22 protein-coding genes are annotated in these 20,895 nt (G+C 62.9%); 12 read left to right on the forward strand and 10 right to left on the reverse strand.

Annotation, left to right across the window (positions count from 1 at the left end):
• Positions 1–10 precede the first annotated feature (10 nt).
• Positions 11–925, reverse strand: coding sequence for a helix-turn-helix transcriptional regulator (locus U2H20_RS03990; RefSeq protein ID WP_430593204.1), 915 nt, complete (start codon positions 923–925; stop codon positions 11–13).
• A 162-nt stretch (positions 926–1,087) separates the two neighbouring features.
• Between U2H20_RS03990 and U2H20_RS03995 the strand changes: the two genes are divergently transcribed.
• Together U2H20_RS03995 and U2H20_RS04000 are read left to right on the forward strand one after the other, a co-directional pair.
• Positions 1,088–1,930, forward strand: coding sequence for an SDR family oxidoreductase (locus U2H20_RS03995; protein WP_430593205.1), 843 nt, complete (start codon positions 1,088–1,090; stop codon positions 1,928–1,930).
• A gap of 44 nt (positions 1,931–1,974) precedes the next feature.
• Complete coding sequence (locus tag U2H20_RS04000) at positions 1,975–2,745, forward strand: SDR family oxidoreductase (protein ID WP_430593206.1); 771 nt, start codon at positions 1,975–1,977, stop codon at positions 2,743–2,745.
• Positions 2,746–3,243: 498 nt separating this feature from the next.
• Here U2H20_RS04000 and U2H20_RS04005 read toward each other — a convergent pair whose 3' ends face one another.
• Both U2H20_RS04005 and U2H20_RS04010 read right to left on the reverse strand, forming a co-directional pair.
• Positions 3,244–5,223: a heavy metal translocating P-type ATPase gene (locus U2H20_RS04005; RefSeq protein ID WP_430593207.1), complete on the reverse strand. Its 1,980-nt coding sequence runs from the start codon at positions 5,221–5,223 to the stop codon at positions 3,244–3,246.
• 32 nt (positions 5,224–5,255) lie between these two features.
• A complete protein-coding gene (locus U2H20_RS04010; protein ID WP_430593208.1) occupies positions 5,256–5,624 on the reverse strand; it encodes an ArsR/SmtB family transcription factor in 369 nt (122 codons plus the stop codon).
• A gap of 98 nt (positions 5,625–5,722) precedes the next feature.
• On the opposite strand from U2H20_RS04010, the gene U2H20_RS04015 reads away from it, so the two are divergent.
• From U2H20_RS04015 to U2H20_RS04025, 3 genes are all read left to right on the forward strand, one after another.
• Complete coding sequence (locus U2H20_RS04015; RefSeq protein WP_430593209.1) at positions 5,723–6,535, forward strand: alpha/beta fold hydrolase; 813 nt, start codon at positions 5,723–5,725, stop codon at positions 6,533–6,535.
• A gap of 66 nt (positions 6,536–6,601) precedes the next feature.
• The gene (locus U2H20_RS04020) at positions 6,602–8,422 is read left to right on the forward strand and encodes a lipase family protein (protein ID WP_430593210.1); all 1,821 of its coding nucleotides are present in this window, start codon (positions 6,602–6,604) and stop codon (positions 8,420–8,422) included.
• A gap of 116 nt (positions 8,423–8,538) precedes the next feature.
• Positions 8,539–9,648: a GNAT family N-acetyltransferase gene (locus U2H20_RS04025; RefSeq protein ID WP_430593211.1), complete on the forward strand. Its 1,110-nt coding sequence runs from the start codon at positions 8,539–8,541 to the stop codon at positions 9,646–9,648.
• A gap of 128 nt (positions 9,649–9,776) precedes the next feature.
• Here the strand turns inward: U2H20_RS04025 and U2H20_RS04030 are convergent, their stop codons facing one another.
• Together U2H20_RS04030 and U2H20_RS04035 are read right to left on the reverse strand one after the other, a co-directional pair.
• The gene (locus U2H20_RS04030) at positions 9,777–10,037 is read right to left on the reverse strand and encodes a DUF7218 family protein (protein WP_430593212.1); all 261 of its coding nucleotides are present in this window, start codon (positions 10,035–10,037) and stop codon (positions 9,777–9,779) included.
• A gap of 85 nt (positions 10,038–10,122) precedes the next feature.
• Complete coding sequence (locus tag U2H20_RS04035) at positions 10,123–10,464, reverse strand: YciI family protein (protein ID WP_430593213.1); 342 nt, start codon at positions 10,462–10,464, stop codon at positions 10,123–10,125.
• A 104-nt stretch (positions 10,465–10,568) separates the two neighbouring features.
• Between U2H20_RS04035 and U2H20_RS04040 the strand changes: the two genes are divergently transcribed.
• A complete protein-coding gene (locus U2H20_RS04040; RefSeq protein ID WP_430593214.1) occupies positions 10,569–10,985 on the forward strand; it encodes a RidA family protein in 417 nt (138 codons plus the stop codon).
• A gap of 9 nt (positions 10,986–10,994) precedes the next feature.
• Positions 10,995–11,621, forward strand: a complete 627-nt coding sequence (locus tag U2H20_RS04045) for a hypothetical protein (protein ID WP_430593215.1) — start codon at positions 10,995–10,997, stop codon at positions 11,619–11,621.
• Between the two features lie 31 nt (positions 11,622–11,652).
• Here the strand turns inward: U2H20_RS04045 and U2H20_RS04050 are convergent, their stop codons facing one another.
• The gene (locus U2H20_RS04050; protein WP_430593216.1) at positions 11,653–12,471 is read right to left on the reverse strand and encodes a sulfite exporter TauE/SafE family protein; all 819 of its coding nucleotides are present in this window, start codon (positions 12,469–12,471) and stop codon (positions 11,653–11,655) included.
• Positions 12,472–12,795: 324 nt separating this feature from the next.
• Here U2H20_RS04050 and U2H20_RS04055 point away from each other — a divergent pair, with 324 nt between their 5' ends.
• The 4 genes from U2H20_RS04055 (at position 12,796) to U2H20_RS04070 (ending at position 17,464) form a co-directional block, all read left to right on the forward strand.
• Positions 12,796–15,447, forward strand: a complete 2,652-nt coding sequence (locus U2H20_RS04055; protein WP_430593217.1) for an Ig-like domain repeat protein — start codon at positions 12,796–12,798, stop codon at positions 15,445–15,447.
• Between the two features lie 143 nt (positions 15,448–15,590).
• Positions 15,591–16,166 carry a TetR/AcrR family transcriptional regulator gene (locus U2H20_RS04060; RefSeq protein ID WP_430593218.1) on the forward strand — a complete coding sequence of 192 codons (576 nt, stop codon included), beginning with the start codon at positions 15,591–15,593 and terminating at the stop codon, positions 16,164–16,166.
• 13 nt (positions 16,167–16,179) lie between these two features.
• Entirely contained in the window at positions 16,180–16,986 is an 807-nt protein-coding gene (locus tag U2H20_RS04065) for an NAD(P)H-dependent oxidoreductase (RefSeq protein WP_430593219.1), read from the forward strand.
• Between the two features lie 244 nt (positions 16,987–17,230).
• A complete protein-coding gene (locus U2H20_RS04070) occupies positions 17,231–17,464 on the forward strand; it encodes a hypothetical protein (protein WP_430593220.1) in 234 nt (77 codons plus the stop codon).
• Positions 17,465–17,474: 10 nt separating this feature from the next.
• On the opposite strand, the gene U2H20_RS04075 is transcribed toward U2H20_RS04070, so the two are convergent.
• From U2H20_RS04075 to U2H20_RS04090, 4 genes are all read right to left on the reverse strand, one after another.
• Positions 17,475–18,026 carry an NUDIX domain-containing protein gene (locus tag U2H20_RS04075; RefSeq protein WP_430593593.1) on the reverse strand — a complete coding sequence of 184 codons (552 nt, stop codon included), beginning with the start codon at positions 18,024–18,026 and terminating at the stop codon, positions 17,475–17,477.
• Between the two features lie 257 nt (positions 18,027–18,283).
• A complete protein-coding gene (locus tag U2H20_RS04080) occupies positions 18,284–19,120 on the reverse strand; it encodes an SDR family NAD(P)-dependent oxidoreductase (RefSeq protein WP_430593221.1) in 837 nt (278 codons plus the stop codon).
• A 72-nt stretch (positions 19,121–19,192) separates the two neighbouring features.
• Complete coding sequence (locus U2H20_RS04085) at positions 19,193–19,786, reverse strand: TetR/AcrR family transcriptional regulator (RefSeq protein ID WP_430593222.1); 594 nt, start codon at positions 19,784–19,786, stop codon at positions 19,193–19,195.
• 45 nt (positions 19,787–19,831) lie between these two features.
• On the reverse strand, positions 19,832–20,494 hold the full coding sequence (locus U2H20_RS04090; protein ID WP_430593223.1) for a phosphatase PAP2 family protein: 663 nt from the start codon (positions 20,492–20,494) through the stop codon (positions 19,832–19,834).
• Positions 20,495–20,614: 120 nt separating this feature from the next.
• Between U2H20_RS04090 and U2H20_RS04095 the strand changes: the two genes are divergently transcribed.
• Positions 20,615–20,815 carry a hypothetical protein gene (locus tag U2H20_RS04095; RefSeq protein ID WP_430593224.1) on the forward strand — a complete coding sequence of 67 codons (201 nt, stop codon included), beginning with the start codon at positions 20,615–20,617 and terminating at the stop codon, positions 20,813–20,815.
• Positions 20,816–20,895: the final 80 nt, after the last annotated feature.

Below are 20,895 nucleotides of genomic sequence, written 5' to 3' on the forward strand. Positions count from 1 at the left end.
TGATTGCGCTTCAGTCGCGCGACCGTGAACGCTCCGTGGATGTTGCTGCACGAGGAGATGAGACCGACTCAGCGTCGTCGACCCCGGTCCAACTGTTCAGCAGTGTCAGCGCCTCACTCGATGCGCTCCCGGGTTCCGCGGTGTACGCGATGAAGGAGAGCTCGCGGTCGTTCGTGAGATTCATCGCTTCAAAGTGCAGTTCGAGCGCACCGACGACCGGGTGATTGAGCCGCTTGATGCCAGTGCGATGCTCACGAACATCGTGCGACGCCCAGAGCGTGCGGAACGCTGCACTTCTGGTCGAGAGTTCCCCGACAAGGTCGCTGAGCGCCCGGTCGAATGGATTTCGCCCCGCATCCGCGCGAAGAAGCGCAACAGTTTGCTGCGCCGCGTCTTCCCAGGCCGCGTAGTACTCGAGTGCTCGCGAGTCGAGGAAGAGGAACCGTCCAAAATTCGCGTTCGAGTCCCCGTCGAACAGTGGCGAGAACACCGCTTTCCCGAGTCGATTGGCAGCAACGATGTCGAGGCGCCCGTTCTGCACGAAGGCGGGTACAGAGTCCATTGCGTCGAGGAGCTGCTGCACCCCCCGTCGCACGCGCCCAGCTTTCGAGCGCCCAGAGGGACGCGGTGTCCGCAAGCCCTGATTCGCCGCACGAACGAGATCAAAGAGATGGTCACGTTCCGCATCATCGAGTTGCAAGGCTCGGGTGATGCCGTTGAGCACTGCGTCGGAAACTCCCTTTGCGTTGCCACGCTCAAGACGGACGTAGTACTCGACGCTCATTCCCGCCATCAACGCAACTTCTTCGCGGCGCAACCCTGCGACCCGACGCCGCCCACCGAAGTCGGGCAATCCCGCTTGCTCAGGGGTGATTCTCGCGCGACGAGTCGTTAAGAACTCGCGAATGTCGTTGCGATTGTCCATGCTTCGACGCTACGCCACGACGAGCCCGATGACAGAGGTACCGCCAATACCCCTATAGATCGGGACTCCCAGCAGATCGGGCCGAGGACGTGAGATTGATCTCAGACCGAGCGGATCGCACGCAGCAATTCGCCAATGGAATCTACTCTCGAAGGAGTTCGCATGACGAATGCAAATGTTTGGTTCATCACCGGTGCAGGCCGAGGGCTCGGCGTCGATCTCGCGCGAGCGGCCTTGAGCGCTGGCCACTCGGTTGTTGCGACCGGTCGTGACGCGGCGAAGGTGCTTGCCGCAGTTGGCGCACACGACAACCTCTTGACCGTCGCTCTCGACATCACCGAGCCCTCTGCGGCAGAGCGGGCGGTCGAGACCGCAATCGAGCGATTCGGGCGAATCGACGTGCTCGTCAACAACGCAGGAAACTTCTACGCCGGGTACTTCGAGAACATCAGCCCCGAGCAGTTCAGGGCCCAGATGGAGACGAACTTCTTCGGACCGCTCAACATCACTCGCGCGGTGCTCCCTCAGATGCGTCGCCAACGTTCAGGACAAGTGATCACGATCTCCTCGACCTCAGGACTGGTCGGTCAAGAATTCTGCGCTGCCTATGCCGCCTCGAAGTTCGCGCTCGAGGGCTGGATGGAATCGCTCAGCTTCGACCTCGAACCGTTCGGTATCGACACGATGCTGGTTGAACCGGGGTTCTTCCGAACCGAGCTGCTCGTCGAAGGCTCCTCCACGATCTGGCCAGCACTCAAAATCGACGACTACGAACAACGCACTCAAGACACCGTCGTTACCTGGAAGGCCATGAACGGCCAGCAGGGCGGCGACCCGCGGAAGCTCGCTCAGGCACTCGTCACGCTCTCTGACGCCTCCGAGCTCCCTCGGCGTTTTGTCGCGGGAGCCGACGCAGTTGCCCGAGCAGAAACCAAGCTTCGCGTTGTGAACGAGCAGATCTCCAAGCACCGTTCGCTCTCGGAATCGCTCTCCTACGAGGTATAGCCGCGTTCTTTCCTCCTCACGCTCGCACAGAGAAAGAAGCAACCATGCAAGAACATCACCGTCCCTTGACCAACACCGTCGCCATCGTGACCGGTGCGAGCAGCGGTATCGGAGCGGCAACCGCTCGGCAGCTCGCTGCACTCGGCGCGACGGTCGCACTCGTCGCCCGTCGAGAAGATCGCCTGCAGGAGAACGCGGCGGCAATTGCCAACGCTGGTGGCAGCAGCCTTGTTGTTCCCGCCGACATCACCGTGCAATCGGAGGCCGAGCGCGCTGTTGCGCGAGTCGTCGAAGCATTCGGCCGGATCGACGTGCTCATCAATAACGCGGGGCTCATGATTCTCGGCCCCGTGAGCGATGGTGACGTTGCGCAGTGGGAACGCATGATCGACATCAACCAGAAGGGTCTGCTGTTCATGACGAATGCGGCGCTCCCCCATCTGCTCGATGCGGCCGAGCACAGCGAACGACGGGTCGCGGATATCGTCAACATCTCATCGATCGCCGGTCGCGTTGCGTGGGCAAACTACGGCGTGTACAACATGACGAAGTTCGGAGTGAACGGCTTCACGGAGGCGTTGCGCCAGGAGGTCACGAAGCGGCACGTCCGTGTCGGCGTGCTCGAACCCGGTGGCGTCTCGACAGAACTCGGTTCACACAACTCTGGCGCAATGCGAGCCGACATCGACTCGTTCTACGACACCACCGAAACGCTCCTCCCCGAGGACGTCGCAGAAGGCGTCGCCTTCATGGTCACTCGACCGCGTCGAGCATCGATCGGGGAACTCTGGGTGATGCCCAGCGATCAAGCGTAAATCTGGAGCGCCCCGGACGACGAGGGATCCAGCACGTCGGCTGCCAGTTCGAGCAACTGCGGGCGGAGCAGTGCAAAGGAGTCCAGAGCGTCTCGACACGCTCTGCACTCGTCTCTGTGCAGTTCGGCATCGATCGTTCGGAGCCTCGATCGCCTTGCGAGTTCGTCGAGAGTCGGCTGGCAGGCGGGTCGCGCATTGCGCATCAAGAGCTGCAGGCACACGGTGTGTTCGAGCGCTCGTGTCGCCCGGCGAGCGCGGATCGATCGGAAGGCCCAGAACGAAACGAGCGCACGAACCTTCGAGGCCGAGCGGCGTTCAACGATCAGAGCCCGCGAGAGCACCGACCGTGATGCTGCCGAAAGCGAACGGATCGCCCTGCGTAACACTTCGCGACTCTCGTCGACCGCATTTGCTGTCACTGTGACCAGCCTTCCGAACCTCAACGGAGCAATGAGGCGATTCGGCCAGCGAAGCGGTGCTTCTCTGATCGGGCCTCACTCAGTACGACGAGGTGAGGCTCGATTTCTTCCAGGCGTTTGCGTGATCCGGATCGTGAGCAAACGTTGCAAGACGTTTCGGACGTCTTGCCGCACGAACACCGTTCAAGATCACGATGACTTCAGCGATCTCGTGGATCAGCACCACTCCTGCGAGCCCGACGACGCCGAAGAGGGCGAGCGGGAACAGCGCGACGATGATCAAGAGCGCGAGCACGATGTTCGCGATCATGATTCGCCGCCCCCGGCGCGCGTGCTGGAGCGCGATCGGGATGAGACGAAGGTCGTGGCCCGTGAACGCGACGTCGGCTGATTCGATCGCTGCGGCCGAACCTCGCGCACCCATGGCAATGCCGACGGTCGCGGAGGCGAGCGCGGGCGCATCATTGATGCCATCCCCCACCATGACCGTTGCGCGACGCGAACTCGACAACGCAACGAACCGCGCCTTGTCGGCGGGGAGCTGTTGCGCGTGCACTGCAGTGATTCCGGCCTGACGAGCCAGGGCTTCTGCGGTTCGCGGATCATCGCCGGTGAGCATGGCGACGTCGAGGCCGTGCTGCTGCAGCATGCGCACTGCTGCTGTGGCCTCCGGGCGCAATTCATCTCGAATGCCGATCACGCCGGCCGGTGCTCCGTCAACAGCAACGACCACGACCGTCATGCCCTCGCTCGCGAAGACATCCGCGTCGTGTGCAAGTGGGCCCGGTTCGATCCATCGCACGTTGCCGACGCGCACACGCGACGCACCGACCATGCCGGTGATTCCCCTGCCCGGCGTCTCCGTGACGTCAACTGCGTTCGGTGCCTCGCCTGCCGCAGCGACAATCGCGCTCGCGAGCGGATGCGTGCTCGAATGTTCGAGCGCGGCAGCAAAGGAGAGCACAGTGGCAGGGGTCACATCTGCGGCGGTGGCAACGGAGACCACCCGCGGTGCGTTCTCGGTGAGAGTTCCGGTCTTATCGAGCGCTACTGCCCGGACCGCGCCCATCTGTTCAAACGCCGCGCCTGATTTGATGACGACTCCGAATTTCGAGGCAGCGCCAATCGAACTGATGACGGTGACTGGCACCGCAATCGCGAGCGCGCAGGGCGATGCGGCCACGAGAACGACGAGTGCTCGCTCGATCCAGAGTTCGGGTTCTCCAGTGAGGAGCCCGAAGAGTGCGATGAGCGTCGAGACGACGAGCACCGCCGGGACCAGCGGGCGCGCGATGCGGTCGGCGAGCCGTGCGTGATCACCTTTTTTCGCGTGCGCCTGCGCAACGAGTTCAACGATCCGGGTCAGGGAGTTATCCCGCCCGTGGGCGCTCGCTCGTACCCGCAGCGCACCGCGCCCGTTCATTGATCCAGCCGCGACGTCGTCGCCCGGTGCAACCGACACGGGAATCGATTCACCGGTGACCGCGGAAGCGTCAAGGCTCGAGGTCCCCGCGATGACCGTGCCATCGGTTGCGATCCGTTCGCCCGCTGCGACGACCAGGACATCACCGATCTGCAGTGACGACACGGGGACTTCGACGGTGCGATCACGGTGCTCGATCTTCGCGAGGTCGGGAATCAACTGCAGGAGCGAGCGCAGGCTCCGCTTTGCTCGTCGCATCGCACGAACCTCGAGGGCTTCGGCCAGCGAGAAGAGAAACGCAAGGGCTGCCGCTTCGTTGAGGTGCCCGAGGAGTACGGCACCGACCGCAGCGATGGTCATGAGCAGAGCGACACCGAGTCTGCTTCGCGCGAGCCCCAACAGTGCGCCGGGTACGAAGGTGCCCGCGCCGAGGAGCAAGCCCACTGCGGCCGCGAAGCGCTGCGGAATCTCGAGACCAAGCTGCTCGAGCAGTAGCGCGAGGAGCAGGAACACACCAGACCCGAGAGCGACCACGAGAGTGCGATCATGCCACCACGAGTGCCCTGAGGGCGGCTCATCCTGCTGCACGGCGCGCTCCGGCGTTGCCTCGCTGCGCACCGTTGCCTCGCTGCGCACCGTCGGAAGTTCAGGTCCGCAGCATTCGGCACTCACCGTCGGCCGTCACTGACCGCCGGTACCGCGCAGCATCCGAGCTCACAGCCGTCAGAATCGCATTGATTTCCCGCGTCCACCGTGATGACGGCGTTGAGAAGCAGGGTGATCGCGGTAGCCAGATGCGGGTCTGCAATGTCGTACCGTGTGCGACGGCCTTCGATCGTGGCGGTGACGAGGCCGCAACCACGGAGGCAGGCGAGGTGGTTCGAAACGTTGGTGCGGGTGAGGTCGAGATCCCGGGCGAGCTCAGCGGGATACCCGGGCCCCACGATCAGCTGCAGGAGGATTCTGCTGCGCGCTCCGTCCGCCATTGCTCGTCCGAGCCGCTGCATCACGTCGAGCGCATCCACCGTCATCGTCATACTTGCGACTATACAGCGACCACTGACCAATCGTTGCTGTGCTCGCTCCGTCCGACCGGGTTCACACACGCGATACAAAGGCTGTCTACGATGCAATGGTGGCTGCACTCGACAACTCGATCACCCTCGACGACACGATGCTTCGATACCGCGACCTCCCCGGCAACGAACCCGCCGTCGTTTTTCTCCACGGCGCTGGCGCAGATCACGTCATGTTCGATCATCAGATCAGCGCCATTGCGGCAACCGGCCGTCGCGTGATCGCACTGGATCTCCGAGGCCACGGTCGATCACGACCTTCGGGGAGCACACTCAACGCCGCACTGCTCTGCGCTGACGTCCTGGCCCTCACCGCCAACCTCACACTCGACAAGCCGGTGCTCGCGGGGCACTCGCTCGGAGGCAACCTCGGGCAAGCGCTCGTCCGCCAGCATCCGGAACGATTCTCAGGACTCGTCGTCATGGGATCAACCTGGAACACCGGCCCTTTAACGGCGATTGAACGGCTGCTCCTGCGGCTCGCCGGCCCGAGCCTCGCGCTCATTCCCGCACGACGACTCCCCCGGATAATGGCCCGTGCCTCCGCGACCACCGAGTTCGCGAAAATCGACGCGGAGCGCGCCTTTGGTCAGTTGACGAAAGCGGAATTCCTCGCTGCGTGGCGTGCAACCGTCGAGTTCGTTGCGCCGAATCCTTCGTACCGCACACCGGTGCCGCTCCTGCTGATTCGCGGTGAACTCGATCGCACGGGCAACATCGCGGCCGCAATGCCGCAGTGGGCCGCCGCCGAGGGTGTCGCGGAGCACGTGGTTCCTGGTGCTGGGCATCTCGTGACGCAGGATTCGCCCGAGGTAGTCACCGAAACGCTGCTCGACTACCTCGAAAAGCACTGGCCCCTGCCTTCGACCTGAGTCTTGCCGTATGGTGTCGCGTCATCCCGTTCCCAGCAATGCCGCTGCGCGGTTACGCTAAACCCGATGAATCCTGAATCAACCGCATCGTTGCAGCGCTCGCGCACGAGCGGGGTCTTGGGCCTTGCACTCTGCGTGGTCGGGGGTCTGGCACTGATCTGCATCGGGCTTTTTCTTCTCTCCCGGCCTCTGACGACATTGCTCGTCCTTGCCGGGGCATTCGTAGTGTTCCTCGCCGTCGGAGCGATCGTGATCGTCTCGCGTCGTCCACGCTCTCTCTGGCGCTGGACGCTCGCACTTCTCGGTGCTGCACTCGGGCTGCTCATTGCGCTCCTGACGCCGAGCGCGATCCAGGTGCTCCCATTTCTTGTCGCAGCGGCACTCGCAGCAAACGCGGGTCGGCTGGGAGCGCGAGCGTTCGCTCGCGATGCACAGACCCGCCAACCACTCGCCCACCGGATCCTCCGAATCATGTTCGCCGTTTCGAACCTGATCTTTGCGATCCTCGCTTGGCTCTGGCCCGACGTCGCGAGCATTGTGATCGCGGCACTGAGCGCCCTCGCCATCACGGCCAGCGGCGCGATCCTCGGTGTCCGAGGAATCAGCCGGGCGCGCCACGCCGCACGAAATACCGACGCTCCCCCTGCGCCCGATCGCATGCGAGCCCGCCCGCGACTCCTCCTGAGCGGTGTCGCTGCGGCGCTCTCGCTCCTGATCGCGGCATCCGGACTGTACGGATCCCTGCAACTGCGCAGTGGTATCGCGAAGGTCGATGACTTCTACGCATGGTCCGAAGCGATCCCCGAAACTCCGGGTCAAGTGCTCCGGGTTGGCGAATATGAGGGTGAACTCCCAGCCGGTGCGGACGCGGTCCGCGTGCTCTACAGCACGAGCTATTCAGACGGATCACCCGCGCTCGCGAGCGCCGTTGTCGCGTATCCCACTGTTGCCTCCGCAGCACCTCGAATCGTTCTGGCCTGGCAGCACGGCACCACGGGCGTTGCGCCCTGGTGCGGGCCGAGCGTTGGTCCGGAAGCGCTTACCGAGTACGCGATTCCCGGCATCGGGCGTGCGATTGCGAACGACTGGGCCGTTGTCGCGACCGATTACCCCGGCCAAGGAACCTCCGGCCCCTACCCGTACCTGATCGGTGAGGGCGAGGGCCGCGCGACGATCGACGGGATCCGTGCCGCGCAGCAGGTCGAGGCCGCGAACGCCTCGGCCTCAGCCTGGATCTGGGGACACTCGCAAGGAGGTCACGCCACGCTCTGGGCGGGTGAGATCGCATCCGAGTACGCCCCCGAGCTCGAGATCCTCGGTGTCGCTGCGCTCTCGGCCGCCTCCGATCCGCTCGCACTCGCTGAGGGCATCACGACAGGTACTTCGAGTGCGCTCGACTCGGTCGTCACCTCGCTCGTCCTTGTTCCATACTCGGAGGAGTACGACGACGTCTCCCTCGCTGACTCCGTGCATCCTGCCGGGCACGGCCTCGTGCAGACCTTCGCAAGTCGGTGCGTTGCTGAGGCGCTCACCCTGATTTCGGTGCTCGTCGGCCTTGCGATCTCATTCGATGCTCCGCTGTACTCGATCGACGTCACAAGCGGCCCGACGCACGACCGCCTCGCGCAGAACATTGCTGACGGACTCGTGCCGGTTCCGCTCTTCCTCGGTCAAGGTATCGATGACGAGGTCATCCCGATCCAGATGCAACGCGATCTGACCTCGCAGTTGTGCGGCGCATCGCGCACTGTCGAAGCCCACGAGTACCCGGGCCGGACCCACATGGGCGTTATCGCTGAGGGTGCACCACTCATCGACGATCTCTACGACTGGGCGGACGCAGTGCTGCAGGGAGCTTCGCCGAACAACTGCGGCACTTCGGAGTGAGGCGAGCGCGCTGAGTTCGCGCATTCGTGCGCTACCTCCCACCTCGTGCTCGCTCGTGCACGTCGTATACTGGAAGGCTGCCCACTGGCAGTTTCCCTCCTGTTGAAAGCACCATCATGAGCACTCCAACCTCTTCTGCATCGTCGATCACGATCGAGCAGGTTCTCGTTCCCGAAACCGTTGACGCTGACGATGCGCGCTCGTTTCTCGACATGGTCGAGCTCCGCAATACGGTCGTCACGCATCTGTATGGGCGCGACGAATTCGAACTCGATGCCGCCACCCTGCTTCCCGGCTACCAGCATTCCGAATACGACCGTCGGCTCGCATTCCTCGTTCGCCAGGGTGGAGTTGCCGTCGCTCGCTTCGTGCTCGATCTCCCGCTGACAGAAGACACGCACGTCGCCATGGTGCAGCTCGAGGTGCACCCGGAGTTCCGAAGCAGAGGCTTCGGCGCGATTGCCTCCGCCGCCGCAGAACACGCTGCTCGAGTTGCCGGGCGCACCGAAATGCGCACCTGGGTCGTCCACCACGATGTCGAGGGCCCGAGGATCGATTCACCAACGGGAGCGGGCAGTGTCGCCGCGAACGATGTGGCTGCCCGCATGCTGGTTTCGCGTGGATACGAGCTCGGCCAGGCGGTGCGCTTCAATGTGCTCGAACTCGACGCGAGGAACGACCCCACCCTGCTCGAGATTCGCGAGCGTGCACGTGCCGCCGCCGGGAACGACTACGCCTATGTCTCCTGGAACTTCCCAACGCCCGATGAGTTCGTCGACAAGTACGCGGCGATCAAGGCGCGCATGAGCACGGATGCTCCGCAGGGCGAACTCGAAGAAGCGCCGCAGGAGTGGGATGCCGCTCGGATCAGAGACGTGGTCGAGGCGCCCGCGCTGGAGGCGGAACGTCGTGTGCTCGTCGGGGCGATCCAACATGTTCCAAGCGGCGAGCTCGTCGCGTACAACGAACTCTTCTGCAATCGCGAAGGCACCGGACCGACCGACCAGGAGGACACGCTCGTCCTCCGAGAGCACCGGGGGCACAAACTCGGGCTTCTCGTCAAGGCCGAGAACCTCGTCCAGTGGCGGCACATTGCACCGGAATCACCACGCGCGTACACCTACAACGCTGAAGAGAACGCTGCGATGATTCATGTGAACGAGCAGCTCGGCTATCGAGTCTTTCTTCGCGAAGGCGCCTGGAAGAAGTCGCTCGAACGACGGTAGCGGCGAGGCTGGTGCCGCCTGCACCAGCCTCTTCACGAGATGCACACACTCAAACCCGTCACCCAGAGATCAAATGATCACAGTCTCGCGCTGTATGGTCGCAAGCAACGGTCGCTGAGCGGTGACGCTTAGGAGTGATTGCGTAAACGGTCGATCAGCGCAGCCTTGCGAAGCTTCGAATACCCACTCAGGCCGAGTTCTTTCGCACGCGCCTTCAGTTCGGCGACCGTGCGATCTTCGTAGTCGTCGGCGTTTCCGCCCCGCTTCCCCACCGCTGAACGACCGTCGCGAGCAGCCGCATTCGAGATACGCGCGGCTTTCTCTTTCGAGTTTCCCTCGCTGAGGAGTCGTTCGTACAGTTCTGGATCTTTGATCGATGAATCTGGCATGGTCGGCCTCCGTCACGTCGTCGCTCTGCGGTACAGCAACGCTATTCGCTGGTTCCCTCGCGTTCAAGCGCGCGGGCAGGCGAACTCACGAGGCCGGATCGTATTGAAACTCGCGGAGTTCTTGGGCGCAGCGACATGCGACCGCGATCTTCCGAGCCCATTCGAGTGCTTCCGCACGTGTTTCGACTTCGAGCACCGTGAACCCGCCGTCGAGCTCCTTCGTCTGCGGGTACGTTCGCTGCTCGACCGAGCCGTCGCCCGAGACCATGACCGGCTCGACTTCCTCGTTGATTCCCCCGCCGAACACCCATACGCCCGCATCTTTCGCCTCCTGCACGACAGCGTGCGAAGCATCAACGACCGACTGAAACTCGGCGACGGGGATCTGCATTGCCTTGCCTGGAAAAGAGATCAAATACTTCGTCATGACGGGAGCATTTCACAGGAATTCCTCGAGCGACAGTGTGATGTGGGCCATCGCGGTCCGCGAACACTCCGAATGCGGGCTGCGAAATTTGAGAGCATGGGGGAATGCCGAGTTCCATCGAGTTCATTCGTTCTCACGCACTCTCCGACGCGGCCGGATACGCCTACGCTGCAACCGCGCCAAAGGAAGCGCGAATGATCTTCCTCGCGGGCTCCTGTCCGCTCAATCTCGACGGAATGACCGCCGCGATCGGCGATTATGCAGGTCAAGCCGCCAAGTGCATGGAGACCATGTCAGAGGCGCTCGCAGCCGCGGGCGCTTCGCTCGACGACGTCATCAGCACCCGCGTGCTCGTTGCCTCGACACAGCAGGCAGACCTCGTGAAAGCGTGGGAGGTCGTCCGCGACACCTTCGGCGAACACGATGTGCCGAGCACGCTCATGGGCGTCACTGTCCTCGGCTATGACAATCAGCTCGTTGAGGTGGAGGCGGTCGCGGCCGTCGTCGACCCCAAGCCCTGAGCCGTCATAGTGACTACGAGTCCGCTCAGCCTCAACGATGTGCATCGCGCGACCGTCATCAGTTCGACCGCCTTTGCACGCCGATACAACGACGCCACGGCGAGAACACTGTTCCGCGCCGCGCTCTTTCCGGTCCTGCTCGTCACGAACTGGATCTATCGCGACACCGGAGTGCTCTCGCCAGATCGGCAGAGCTTCGTCAGCGTGCGGAAGTCTGGTGCCACTGCAGGCCAACTGCTCCGAGGGAGCCTGCTCCTCGTTCTCGGGATTGCCGTCCTCGCGCTTGCATTCGTAGCCTTCAACATCGTCGGCATCATCCTTGTCGAATGCCTCCTGGTCGGCCTCCTCATTCCTGCGCTGATGATCGGCTTGCCCCGCGGCAGTTCGAGCGATTTCGAACGAGTGACGCCAGCCGTCCAGACCGCGATCCCCGAGGGCGCTCGCGTTGTCGTCGAAACGCTGACGACCATCTCACCCGAGCCGCTCGCCGGCTTGCGTCATGCTCGGCGCGCACTCAGCACGGTTCCTCCCGGCACGATCGTGACAGCGACCGCCGGTGACCCGAGACTGCTGAGGGCGTACCTGGCACAGGGCTTCACGTGGGCGGGCGGATACAAGGTGTGGAAGCGCGGGTAAGCAGTACGACGGCGCTCTGGGGTTGCAGCGCTCAGCCCCAGAACTGGACCACGGTGTCCCAAGCGAGTTTCACGATCAGGATTCCGAGGACCACGAGGAAGACGATCCGCACGAAGGCGTTGCCGTTCTTCGTCGCCATTCGCGCCCCGATGAACCCTCCGGTCAGGTTCGCGAGCCCCATCGCGAGCCCGAGCACGACCAAAATTTCGCCGTGCACGCCGTACACCGCGATCGCTGCGAGGTTGGTCGTGAGGTTCGCGATCTTCGCGTTGACGCTCGCCTGCAGGAACCCGAACCCGAGGAACGCGACCAGCATGATGACGAAGAAGGAACCGGTGCCTGGTCCGAGGATCCCGTCGTAGAACCCGATCGAGAGACCGATGAGTCCGGAGCGCCAGGCAATCGCGAACTTCCCCGCATGTCGCGGTTCGTGGTGCAGGCCCATTTTGGGCTTCACGAGCGTGTAGATCCCAACCGCGACGACCGCGATGAGCACGATCGGCGTCAGGATTTCGCGAGGAAGATATCGAGAAAGCGCTGAACCGATCGCCGAACCGGTCGCAGCAAAAGCGACGAGCGGGACGAGCAGGATCAGTTGCACTCGTATTTTTCGCAAATATACCCAGCTCGCCGCGAGCGTGCCCGCAAACGACGAGAGCTTGTTCGTGCCGAGGATGAACGGCGTCGCGATATCTTTTGGCACCCCGATGACGAGCGCGGGCAACTGGATTAGTCCACCACCGCCGACGACCGCGTCGACCCAGCCGGCAACGCCTGCCGCAGCGATCAAAAAGATGAGCGCGGAAACCGAAATCGGGAGCCAATCGGCAATCACTTGAGCATCGGACACGGTCTTCATTCTGGGCCACGTTCGATGCCGAAAATGCACACAAGGAGTTCCGCATCACGACTGCGCGTTTTCTCTGGAGGCCAACTGCGTAATTTTTACAGATGTGCACTCGCCTGCAGCCTCATACGCTGAGGCACGGTCACTCGAATGTTCTGCGAAATTCTGCAGTTGAGCCGACTGCTCTATGTCTCCCCGCTCCTGTGCGAAAGTGATCTCTCACTCGTGAATCTGAATGTCGAAACTCGAACTGCCTCGCGGCGATCCGATCTCAAAAGGCTGGCTGCCCTCGGGCTTGCAAGCCTGATAGCAACCGCAGGGCTCGTATTGGCGAGTCCAACTCTCAGCAACGCCGCGGAGCTCGAACTCCCACGAGTGGACCGCGCGGCCTCGACAACGTGGATTGTTCCCGCGGGGGTGACCAAAGTCGTCGCGTCGCTCGCCGGTGGCTCTGGCGGTTCGACACCCTTCGGGGCGCTCGGCGGTTACGGCGATTCCATCAGCGTCTCGATCGACGTGCAGGTTGGCGATGAGTTGCAACTATTCGGAGCCGACTCGGGCAGCCAGTTCGGTTTCGGCGCCGGATACCGGAACGGCGGATCGGGAGCATGGAACGTGATTTTTCCGCACACTGACGGCGCAAGTGGCGGCGGCGCAGCGGCAATTCTTCTCAATGGCGAGACAAAAGTCGTTGCTGCAGGCGGCGGCGGCGGAATGGGAAGTGACCATTCTCCTGGAACGACTCGGGCTCGCGCCGGAGATGCCCGTCACGGTGGTCTTGGCCTCGCGAGCGGTCATGGCGAAACTGGAATGCTCAACACCCTGTATATTCCGCACGGCGAGTCAGCCGCAGGCGGAGGCGGAGGCGGACACCTCGGCGGCGCGGGCGGGAAAGCAATGATCCTTGATCCCTCGACGCACCTTGTGATCGAACCAGCAACCAGTGGCGAGGGTGGAGTGTCCTTCGTCGCACCGGGTGTCGAAGTGCTCGCTCGCTCCACGCACGAAGGAAACGGGTTTGCCCAGATCGTGAGCGTGGAACATCGTCTTACCCAGCTCGATGTGACGCTGCCGACGAGCGCAATGTTCCGTGACCCCGTGGACGCGCACATTGTCGCGACCACGGAGACCGGCGCACCGCTCGACGGCCAGGTCTCGATTTTCCTCGCGGAACGCGACCTGGGTTCCTTCAATGTTCCGGGCGACCTCGCGGTCGAACTCTCGGAATTCGGAATTCCGGCCGGAACGCACGATGTTCGTTTCGAGTTCACTCCAAGCGACAGCGACTACCCGAAGCGCATCGTGACGAAACAGCTTGAAGTCACGAAGAACACTGCTGCCATTTCGCTCGTGACGTTCGACGTCGACACCGTTGAAGAGGATCGATACCACTTCGAACTGGAGGTCGCTCGAACCGAATCGACGAGCGGCTTCGCCGAATCTGTCACGCTCTATTCGATGAGCGGGAATGCTCCGAACCCGGGCGTGGACGTGATGCTCAGTGAGCACGCGCTCGCGAGCGACCAGACCACGCTCTCTGGTGACCTCATTCTCCCTTTCACTGGCGCGCACACGGTGTACGCGCGCTACAACGGAAACGAGAACAGTGACGCAGCGAGCTCTGCGGTGCGCCGAGTCATGCTGGTGGCGGGACGAAGCAGCCTCACGATCACGTCACCGTTGACCGTAACCTTCGGCGAACCCCTCGTGATCTCCACTGCTGTCGAAGGGTCCGGACGAAGTGTCTCGCCGACCGGTCCGCGCTACGTGTACGTGAACGACAACATGTACGAGACCGACGAGAATGGCGAACTGCGAGGTTTGAGCCTGAGCCCAGGGTCATACAAGCTCGATGCCTGGTATCCGGGAGACCAGAACTTCCAAATGTTCTGGCTCGACGGACCGACGCTCGTCATCGAGAAGGCGGTCACTGACATCGCGCTGACGTCGAGCACAGAATCCGTGGTCTACGGCGAATCGGTCACGCTGGAAGCGACGGTGACCGATGCCGTGGCACTCGACTCCGCAATCGAAGGTTCAGTGACCTTCTGGTCGGGCGAACAGGAGCTCGAGACCGTTGCGGTCAACGCTTCGGGTCAAGCGAGCATGGTGTTCACTCCAGCGAAGCCAGGCGAGCAGACGTTCACCGCAACATACTCGGGTGACTCGGTCCGACAGGGCGCGAATTCAGCGGCTGCACCGCTCGAACTGCAGTTCGAGAAGGCGTCCACGGCAATCGGATTCTCGCTGCTCTCCTCGGAGGACGGTATGTTTGAGTTCGGGATCGAAGTCAGCACGGACAACGAGTTCGTCAGCGCGATTTCCGGGACTGTCGATCTCTTCGTCGACGAGGAGCTCTACAAGTCGGTGTCGCTCAATGACCCGACTGCCTCACCGCTTCGGTCATTCGGCGATCTCGCGATGGTTGCCGCACTCGCCTCGAACACCGCGAACGCGAGCACCGCAATCACAGGACTTCCCGAGGGATCCCATGTGATCACTGCTGTGTTCCGCGGGACCGACGTGCTCGCACCCGTGTCGAGCGAACCCATCACGATCGAAGTCGCGGCGATTCCAGAGGAGACGGAAGGACCGGGAGAATCTGAAGAACCCGTCGAGACTGAGGTTCCCGGTGAGACTGAGGTTCCCGGCGAGACTGAAGCACCCGTCGAGACTGAGGTTCCCGGTGAGACCGAAATTCCCGTCGAGACCGAGGTTCCCGGCGCAACGGAAACGCCAATCGAGACGGAAACGCCGCAGCAGTCGCAAACTCCAGCAGCACCGGTCGCCTCTGCACAACCCGCATCGAGCGCGGGAACAACTCCTGGTGCACCTGCAGCTGGAAATGCCGGTGGCAGCGCGAAGCCGCTCGCCCAAACGGGAGGCGACCCTTCGTTCGGTGCGCTGCTCGCGGCGCTCGGACTCGTGCTCCTCGGCGTTGGAGTCGCCGCTCGCCGTCGCGGACACCAGATGCAGTAACGCCGCTCCTCCGCAAGCACCCAGTGCGCCCTCATTGTCGAAATGAGGGCGCACTGTTGTATGCCACCGCTCGCCGGACTTGCATCAAAGACTTACGTTTAGTAAGTTACTCTTCGTAAGTACGTGCGAGAGGGGTATCCGAGATGCACACCGACAGCCCGAAACGGCGCCTCACCAAAGAGGCTCGCCACGAGCAACTACTCGATGTCGCCCGAGCACTCATTAAAGAAGTCGGCACTGACGAGCTCACACTTGCGCACATCGCAGTTCGAGCCGGGGTGACGAAACCGCTGGTCTACGACCACTTCGGAGATCGTGCCGGGGTCTTGAGCGAGCTGTACCGCACCTTCGAGGAACGCCAGCGGACCGTCCTCGACGAGGCGCTCGCTCAGTCGGCCAACGATCTCTCGACGACCGCTCAACTCGTCGCCGAGGCATACCTGTCGTGCTGCGTTGCGGAGGGTCGAGAACTCGCCGACGTCGTCGCAGCCCTTGCCGGCTCCCCGGAACTCGCTCAGCTCCGCCGCGAAGCCGAGGAGGCATATCTCGAGAAGGTGCAGGAAGCGCTCGCGCCATTCACCAAGCGGCTCGACGCCGCAGCACTCCAAGCGGTGATCGGAGCAGGCGATGCACTCGCCCGCGAAGTACTCGCAGAGCGGACCAGCATGCAACGAGCGGGAGCAACGCTCACCGCGATCACCATCGCAATCACGAATTGAGGACACGAACACCGTGACAATCGAACACCCACCGACCCCGAATGCTGCACTCTGGGTGCTTGCGCACCCACGCCTCGACTCGCTCAACGGCACCCTGTTCACCGAGGGCGTCAAGACACTCGCATCGAGCCATACCGTCGCGACGTCTGATCTCTACTCCCAGGGCTTTGACCCAGTGCTTTCCAACCACGATCTCGGCGAGCCTCTCGGCAAACCAGGCAACGTCGTCGAACTCCACGGCGAGGCCTATCTCGCGGGTCAACTTCCCGAGGATGTGCAAGCAGAGCAAGCCAAACTTGCCGAAGCGGAACTGCTCGTCCTGCAATTTCCGCTCTGGTGGTACGGGCAGCCTGCGATCTTGAAGGGATGGTTCGACCGCGTTCTGACCGCGGGCTTCGCCTTCGGTGACCTCGATCCGGAACTCGGCGTGCCGCGGCGCTATGGCGACGGCGGACTGAACGGGCGCAAGGCACTCGTCATCGTGACGGTTGGTGAAGACGAACGCTCGATCGGCCTGCGCGGCATCAGCGGCGACCTCGACGCGCTCCTGTTCCCGCTCACGCACGGCACTCTCTGGTACCTCGGCATCGAAACCTTCGACCTCCACGTCATCCACGATGCGGATGCATTGAGCAAGGAGGACGTCGAGCGAGAGGTCGCACGTTTGCAGTCGCGACTCCGCTCCATCAACGAGGAAGCGCCGCGACCATACCGTGCGCTGCGCGACGGCGAATACCGCGAAACCAGAGCGCTGCGGGCTGACATTCTTCCTGGCCGCACCGACCTCGAAATTCATCGGCACCCCGAGGCCACCAGCTGATCGGTTTCGAACTCAGCCTCCTGTTCGCACAGCTCGCCCCGGGGTCAGTTCCGCAGGAGTGCTTTGGAAACTCGGAATCACCGCAGCACCCGCTGTGATCACGGCACTCACGAGGAACGCGACCGCAAATGCCGGGCCCGAAGCGAGCGCGCCGAAGAGTGCTGCTCCGAGTGCCTGACCGAGCACGAACCGTGCGCGCTGGTGCGCGTTCCTCGAATCCGCATCGGAATTCGCGGATCCCCCGGTGGAGATTCAGGCTGCAGTCGAGAACGACACCGCGGCCTTCCGCACACGATTCACTCGGATCGCGTCCGCGCTCGGGAAACGAGCAGTAGCCACCCTGGCGGAGGAGCTCACGCTCATTGTGACCGGCGATCTCGCAATGCGGCTTCGCAACCCGAAGCACACTTCACGCACTGCACGATCGCTTGCGTCAACCGTGATTTCCGCGCACGGAATTGCAGCGGCGACTCGATAATTTTGCGCGACTACTGAAAACGACCGAGGTGAATCCCCGCGTAGGCGAGCGCGGCAACACTCTCGCCATCAGTGATCTCACCGCGAGCAACCATCTGCAGTGTCTCGGCGAACGGCACCCACTGCACTGCTGAAATTCCCTCTTCGAGTTGCGTGTCGGCGACAACTCCCGAATCGTTCACCTCATGGAGATCGCGCGCCAGGAACACGTGCTCGGGAGCGTTCGCGAGACCGTTCAGCGCGGTCATCGAACCGATCGCCGTCCATTCGCGCGCTTCGATGCCGGCTTCCTCGCGGAGTTCACGCTGGGCCGCCAAGAGCGGATCCTCCCCATCGGTGCCACCGGCGGGAACCTCCGTGGAATGCGCCCCGAGCGTGTACCGCTCCAGTGTGACCAGGCAGACGCGATCCTCGTGGTCGAGTGCGACGACGAAGACGGCGGGATGCTGCATCTCGACGACCCCGTAGATTCCTTTGCCGGCGGGTCCGATCACGTCGTCCTCACGGACTTTCATCCACCGGTTTTCGTAGACCGTTGTGCTCTGCAGCGTCTTCCATCCCATTGGGTTACTGTACGACGCGGTGACCGTGGCCCGAAGTCCGCGCTCGACCTCGCCGAGCGCTGCGCCGCTCAGCACGTAGTGAATTCTGCGAAGTTGACTGGAATCTCGGCGAAGTATTCGCCTTCACATTCGCGGGGTGAAGAGCTTCGCACGATCGCAATGAAGAACCCGGATGACCAGCGCGTACAGCGCTGACCACCCGGGCTTCATGCTTGGTGTTGGCAGATTCGATTCGTCGCTCGGTGTATCGAGCGGGCTTATCGAGCGGTGTACTCCTTTGCAGCCGCTGCGACATCGGTCGCGAAGGTGCCCTGAGTCACAGCGGTCGCGCCACCGTCAACCGGAATCACCGTTCCCATGACGTATTCGGAGAGGTCGCTGCCCAAGAAGGTCGCGACCTTCGCGATGTCGTCTGCGAACCCGACTCGGCCAGAAGGCTGCGTGTTTCCCAGTCGGTCGGCGAGGAAGGAGGCAAACTCTTCAGCTTCTTCCAACGGCACACCGAAGGAGCGCGCCATGATCGGCGTCATGATGATTCCGGGTGCGATTGCGTTGGACCGAATCCCGTGCGGGGCGAGTTCTGCGACCGCTTGACGCACGACCCCGACGACCGCGTGCTTCGCGATCGTGTACCCGGCAGCCGACCATCCACCCTGGATTGCCGCTGCACTTGCAGTACTGATGATCGAGCCGCCGGTGCCCTGCGCTTGGAACTGCAGTGCGGCGTACTTGTGGCCGAGCACCACCGATCGGGTGAGGAGCGCGAGCGTCTTGTCGAACCCGTCCGATGACAATTCGGTGATGGGTGATGGATCGCCCTGTGCGCCCGCGTTATTGAAGAAAATGTCGAGTTTGCCGAACGCGGCGACCGTGTCGTCGACGAGGGCCTTGATCGCGGCCTCATCGGTGACATCGGTGTGGACGTAGGTGACGTTGTCGCCGAGTCGCTCTGCAATCGATGCGCCGAGTTCGTCTTGGATGTCGGCGATCGCGACCTTCGCACCCTCGTTCACAAACCGTTCGACGGTTGCGAGGCCGATTCCGCTGGTTCCACCGGTGACGACGGCGACTTTGCCTTCGAGTAGTCCTGCCATGAGTTCTTCTCCTTGATCGACCCTTTCAGTGCGCGTTCCCACCGGCAGGGCCTTGGCCTGTGGGCGCAAAACCTATGCGGGGTGCGGTGGAAATACTCCTGCGCCGAAGCCGTCGAGCAACTCGATGAAGCGGCTTTCTGGGTCATCCCCATCGACCACCATGTTCTCGAGCGCAATTCGCGTGGCGCTCGCAACGGCGGCGGCGGCGATCCGGGATGCGATCGAATCTGCCGGTTCATGGAGCCGTGGAGCGAGCACGGGCGCGAGCGTGCGTTCTCCGTCGTGCACCTTCCGTAGAAAGACCGACCACATTTGCTCGTCGGCGAATACGAGTGGGAACAATGCTCGCGAGCGCGCTAACTTGGCGCCGCTGATACCGGCCCGAAACGCGGCCAGCAATGCATCTCTCGCCGAGGCCTCTGGTGGAGCTGCTGCGACTGCAGCGTTGAAGGCCGCTGTGGTCCAATCGAAAATCGGACTGACGCTCTCGGCCTTGATCGGGAAATACCGGTAGAAGGTCCGTTCGGAGACACCGACGCTGGCGGCGATCTCAGCAATCGTGAGATCGGTGGTCCCTCGTTCTATGTAGAGGGCGCTGCACGCTTCCGCGCACTGCAGTCGAGACTGCTGTTGGCGACTTCCAGCCGCCTGTTCCGCGCCTTCCATGGGTCAATCGTACCGCTCTTTTGGCAGAAACTGCCATAAATTCGCTCAGAGCGCTTCGGGTTCGCGATACGTGCTCCGTACCCTCGCCGGGCTCCGCCGCACTGCCTGTCGCTCAGCGAACGCGGCAGCGAGCGCTCCGAGCGCGCCAGTGACAGCGAGCCCGAGAAGCGCTCCGATGGCGACGTCGTGGAGATAGTGCACGCCCTCGAACACTCGGGCCGCAGCAACGATGATCGCCATGGCGAGCGCCATCGTCGTGATCCACCAGCTCCGCAGGGCGAACGCGATAACGACCACCGCTCCGAAGGCGAGGGTCGCGTGGTTCGAGGGCAACGACCAGTCGCCAGCCGCGGGACACTCAGCAACCGCCGCCCACCTCGTGCAGGGTCGCGGCTGCGCGAACACGAGCTTCAAAAGCTCACTGAGTCCGTAGGCGGCCACCACCCCGATCGCAGCTCCCGACACACGGGGTCGATTCCCAGGATGCCGAAACCACGCGAACGCGGCAGCGACCGCAGTACCGATTGCCAGAACGATCAGTGCAGCATCAGCGATTCGAGTGACGCCCGGAACCGAGTCGCCCGCGGAGATCGCCCACTCGGTCGCAAGCACACTCGCGCTGCCGGGGAACGATGCGACGAGCACGAGCACACAGGCGGCGGCGAGAACAAGAATCGGGAGGTGTTCGCGAGAGGCAAGAGAGCGCATACTGCACGGTAAATCGCTGCGCATCACCCTCGCATCGACCGGGCGGACGACCGGGGTCGGCCGCCGGGATGAATCACGTACTGAGGGTTCTGCCAGGATCGCGCTGGCATCCTGAGTTACATGCGTTTTTATGGAACCGTCATCGTCAGCGTGTTGGCCGCTCTCGCAACGAACATGTTGCTCGACATGTACACGGATCTCGCAATGGTGTTGCGATGGATCGTAGCCGCGGCTGTAGCCATGCTCACCACCATGGCGCTGCACTCGATCCTGAAACGCCGCTCTCGCCGCGGTCAGTCAGCTTCGACTCCCGACAAGTAGGCCGCGAGACGCGTGTAATCCTCGCGGATCATCACGAATTGACGAGGATTCGCCACGGCCACTTTCTTGTTCTGTGCTCG

This window comes from Humidisolicoccus flavus (assembly GCF_045689595.1).
GTDB lineage: Bacteria > Actinomycetota > Actinomycetes > Actinomycetales > Microbacteriaceae > Humidisolicoccus > Humidisolicoccus flavus.